This is a genomic window from Mesorhizobium sp. M7A.F.Ca.ET.027.02.1.1 (genome assembly GCF_004022985.1).
Lineage (GTDB): Bacteria > Pseudomonadota > Alphaproteobacteria > Rhizobiales > Rhizobiaceae > Mesorhizobium.
In genome coordinates, this window is sequence record NZ_RZOL01000468.1 from 1 (window position 1) to 4,441 (window position 4,441).

General features: G+C 65.8%; 4 protein-coding genes. All 4 read left to right on the plus strand.

The window, feature by feature from the left end:
- The coding region (locus EN749_RS31375; RefSeq protein WP_145991075.1) for a GlxA family transcriptional regulator at positions 1-934 on the plus strand (934 nt) is incomplete at its 5' end.
- 321 nt (positions 935-1,255) lie between these two features.
- Complete coding sequence (locus EN749_RS31385) at positions 1,256-2,560, plus strand: Xaa-Pro peptidase family protein (RefSeq protein WP_128364609.1); 1,305 nt, start codon at positions 1,256-1,258, stop codon at positions 2,558-2,560.
- 355 nt (positions 2,561-2,915) lie between these two features.
- Positions 2,916-3,596 (plus strand): isochorismatase family protein, encoded by a 681-nt coding sequence (locus tag EN749_RS31390; protein ID WP_128289838.1) that lies wholly within the window; start codon positions 2,916-2,918, stop codon positions 3,594-3,596.
- Positions 3,593-4,441: alpha/beta hydrolase (locus EN749_RS31395; protein WP_145991076.1), on the plus strand; the 849-nt coding region annotated here is incomplete at its 3' end. The genes EN749_RS31390 and EN749_RS31395, both read left to right, overlap by 4 nt.

A 4,441-nucleotide genomic window follows, 5' to 3' on the forward strand; every position in this document is an offset into this window, starting at 1 on the left:
CCTCACCTTCGCGGTGCTGGTCTTCCCCGGCTTTCCGATGATGGCGTTCAGCTCGGTCATCGAGCCGCTGCGTGCCGCCAATGTCCTGGCGAAAAGAGAATGCTATCGCTGGATCATCGTCGGTGGCACGAAAGGCTCGGTCGAGGCCTCGAACGGCGTCGTCATCCAGCCGGGTTTTTACGCCGAGGACGCGCCCAAGGTCGACCGCATCGTCGTCTGCTCGGGCGGCGATGCCGATCACCTCGTCGCCGAGGACGCAGCACACTGGATCCGCAAGAGCCTGCGCAATGGCGCCCATATCGGCGCGGTGGCGGATGCGGCGTTCTTCCTCGCCCGCGCCGGCCTGCTCGACGGCCATGCCTGCACCTTGCACTGGACCAGCCAGGCCGCCTTCACCGAAGCCTTCCCCAACATCGAGCTCAGGCGCGACCTCTATGTCATCGACCGCAAGCGCTTCACTTCGGCCGGCGGCGTCGGCAGCCTCGACATGATGCTGGAGATCATCACCCGCGATTACGGCGCCGAGCTTGCCGCCGGCGTCGCCGAATGGTTCGTGCACAGCCAGCTGCGTTCCAGCATCGACCGCAAGATGATGCCCTTGCGGCTGCGCACCGGCGTCCAGAACGAACTGGTGTTGTCGGCCATCGCTATCATGGAGGACGCGGTCGAAGAGCGGCTCGGCATGGCCGAGCTGACCGCGAAGCTCGGCGTCTCCTCCGACAAGCTCGAACGCTCCTTCCGCTCCGAACTCGCCATCTCGCCCAATGGTTATTACCGGCGCCTAAGGTTGAAGCGCGCCGCCGACCTTTTGGCGCATTCGACGCTCGCCGTGCGCGACGTGGCGCTGGCGTGTGGGTTTGCGTCGATGTCGAGTTTTGCCCGGGCGTTTCGCGAAGAGCATGGGCATCCGCCGAAGCGGGCGAGACGGCATTAGGTGTCGCTCCCTGACGGGTGTGACGTTGGCGGGACAGCGCCCCCCTCTGTCCTGCCGGACATCTCCCCCTCAAGGGGGGAGATCGGACTGCATCTCTGCTTTCGCTAATCTCAGATGTTGCAGAGAAGAATGGCGGCATCGAAACTGCCAATCTCCCCCCTTGAGGGGGAGATGCCCGGCAGGGCAGAGGGGGGCGCCAAGGATCGCGACGTAACCGATTAGCCAGCGGCATCCCGCACAACAAACGCGGTTTTCCGCACAATCCATCCGCCCCGCCTGCGCCATGCTCCGACCTCGCAACCCAGCCAAGGCCGTACCCCCATGAGCATCGTCGTATTCGACCCCGACAGCACCGAGGACGTGGACTTCAAGGACCGCATGCGCCACCCGGCCGCGGCCGATCCGGCCGGCGGCATGTGGCTGTCGGACACCGAGCCGTCCTTCATCGATGCCGACGCCCTGCGCAAGGGCCGGCTGGCGAAGCTGCGCGGCTGGATGCGCAAGGCCGGCTATGGCGGCGTGGTGCTGTTCGATCCGTACAACCAGCGCTACGCCACCGGCTCGCGGAACATGTTCGGCTATTTCCTGCGCAACTCGACCCGCTATTTCTTTATCCCGACCGAAGGGCCGATCGTGCTGTTCGAATACCCGCAGAGCTATCATGTCTCGATGGTGCTCGACACGATCGACGAGGCGCGGCCTTCCAAGCTGGTCTGGTCGTCGGTGTCGGGTCGCGACGACGAGACCGCCGGTCCCTTCGCCGACGAGATCGCCGAGCTTCTGAAGCAGCATGGCGGTGGCTCGATGAAGCTCGGCCTCGACCGCTGCAGCCATCTGCAGGCGCTGGCGCTTGAAAAGCGCGGCTGCGAGGTTCGCGACTGCCAGGGCGAGATCCTGGCGGTGCGCGCGGTCAAGACGCCCGAGGAAGTCAAATGCCTGCAGGTGTCGATGGCCGGCGCCGAGGCCGCCGTCTATGCGGTGCGCGAGGCGATCAAGCCCGGCGTCTCCGAAAACGAACTGTTCGCCATCATGTATGGCGAGGTCATCCGCCAGGGCGGCGAGTTCATCGAGACGCGGCTGCTGACATCGGGCCAGCGTACCAATCCGTGGTTCAACGAGGCCAGCGGCCGCAAGATCCGGCCCGGCGAACTCTTGGCGCTCGATACCGACACGATCGGCTGCTACGGCTATTATTCGGATTTCTCGCGCACCTTCCGCTGCGGGCCGGGCAAGCCGACGCCTTACCAGAAGTCGCTCTACCGCATGGCGCACGACCAGGTTCAGCACAACATTTCGATCGTCAAACCCGGCATGGCGTTCCGCGAGATTGCCGAGAAGGCGTGGAAAATCCCGGACCGTTTCGTAGACCAGCGCTACACCTCGGTCATGCACGGCGTCGGCATGCATGGCGAAACGCCGTTCATCGCGCATGCCATGGATTACGAGACCTATGGCCGCGACGGCCATATCGTGCCAGGCATGGTGGTGAGCGTGGAAAGCTATATTGGCGAAAAGGTCGGCCGCGAGGGCGTCAAGCTGGAGGACGAGATCCTGATCACCGAGACGGGTACAGAGCTTCTGTCGCGCTTTCCTTATGAGGACGAGTTTCTGGAGACGCAGGTTTGAGGGCGGTTTCGTACACCGGCGCCGGATCGCGAGCCTTCGCTGCTGTCGCAGCCTTCCATCGCTTCGTCATCCTAGGGCGGAGCAAGGAGCGCAGCGACGCGGCGCAGACCCCTGGAGCTGCTTCGCAGCCCAAGGGATCCATGCCGCGACCTCTATGCACCGCAACGGTACAAGTTCTGCACCGCTGCACCATTCGATCAACGTCACGGCATGGAACCTCGGGTCTCCGCGACGGAGCTTCGCTCCTGCTCCGCCCGTGGATGACGAAGGTTGGGAGGCGCCGGCCAATCACCGCTGCTTGCGCCAGCTCGCTAAACAGAGCGGTGTCGCCCGCCCACAACCAAGGCGCATCCGCATGAAAACCCCCATCGCCATCGAACCCGGCACCGTGGCCGCGATCTTCATCGACCTGCAGGAAGAGCACCGGCAGGACCCCCGCTACCTGGTCGAGGGCTTTAGCAGCATCCTCGCCAACGTCCAGCGCTTGCAGGCGGCGGCGCGGGGCAACCATGTGCCGCTTTACCACTGGGCCTACATCGTCGATCTCGACAGCCAGGACCGGCCGTTTCATCCGCTCGGTGCGGACGGCAAGTCGGCCTTCTCCGACAAGAGCGATCCGCTGACCGAGATCTGCCGTGAGGTGGCGCCGATCAACGGCGAGGCGCTGCTGATCAAGGCCGAGGCCAGCGCCTTCCGCACCGGGCCGGCGGCGCGCGACATCAAGTCTTCAGGCATCGAATGGTTGGTCATATCAGGTGTCTGGACCGAGGCCTGCATCGACGCGTCGGTCAAGGATGCGGTGGCCAAGGGCTTTCGCGTGCTGCTGGTCAAGGATGCCTGCGGCAGCGGCAGCGCGGCCATGCACCAGACCGGCATCCTCAACCTCGCCAACCGGCTCTATGGCGGCGCCGTCACCGATACCGATGGCGCCTGCCGGCTGCTGGCCGGCGAGACCGTCACCGCCTGGCAGGTCGAGGGCTCGGTGCCGCTGCGCTTCTCCTTCGACAACGCGGCCGCGCTCTACGCCGACCTATGACGCGCGGCCCCTACGAAACACGGCTCGACCCGGCCCTTTGGGCCTATATCGACGCCGTCAACGGCTGGTATCCGCCCGAAATCCTCGGCCTGCCGATCGACAAGCAGCGCGCCGTCTATGACCGTATGAGCCGCGCCTTCCACCAGGGCCGCCCGCCCGGCGTCAAGGCCAGCGACGGCCTGATCGCCGCCGCCGGCCGCGACATCCCGATCCGCCGTTACCGGCTTGCCGGCAAGGCCGCCAAGGGGATGGTGATCTACTACCACGGCGGCGGCTTCATCCTCGGCGGCCTCGAAAGCCATGACGACATCTGTGCCGAGCTCTGCGCCGGCACCGGTTTCGACGTGCTGTCGGTCGACTACCGGCTGGCGCCGGAGCATCTTCATCCCGCCGCCTTCGACGATGCCGTCGCCGCCTTCGAATGGGCAGCGGCCACATCAGGCCTGCCGCTGGTCCTGTGTGGCGAAAGCGCTGGCGGCAATCTCGCCGCCGCCGTGGCGCAGACGACGCGCCGCCATATCAGAGCTGCGGTCGGGCAAGTGCTGATCTATCCCGAACTCGGCGGCGACGAGACCGCAGGCTCCTATGTCGAACACGCCAACGCGCCGCTGCTATCCGTGGCCGACATCGCCTTCTACCGCGACGTCCGCTCGGCCAGGCGGCAATCGCCCGACGACCCGACCTTCTCGCCGCTGCGCGACACCGATTTCTCCGGCCTGCCGCCGACGGTGATCGTCACGGCGCAATGCGACCCGCTGTCGTCGGATGGCGAGACCTACCGCGACCGCATTGTGGCCGCCGGCGGCAAGGCCTGGTGGCACGAGGAGCCGAGGCTGGTGCACAGC

Coding starts and splice junctions, on each gene's coding strand:
- EN749_RS31385 (WP_128364609.1), top strand. CDS start 1,256: ATGAGCATCGTCGTATTCGACCCCGACAGCACCGAGGACGTGGACTTC.
- EN749_RS31390 (WP_128289838.1), top strand. CDS start 2,916: ATGAAAACCCCCATCGCCATCGAACCCGGCACCGTGGCCGCGATCTTC.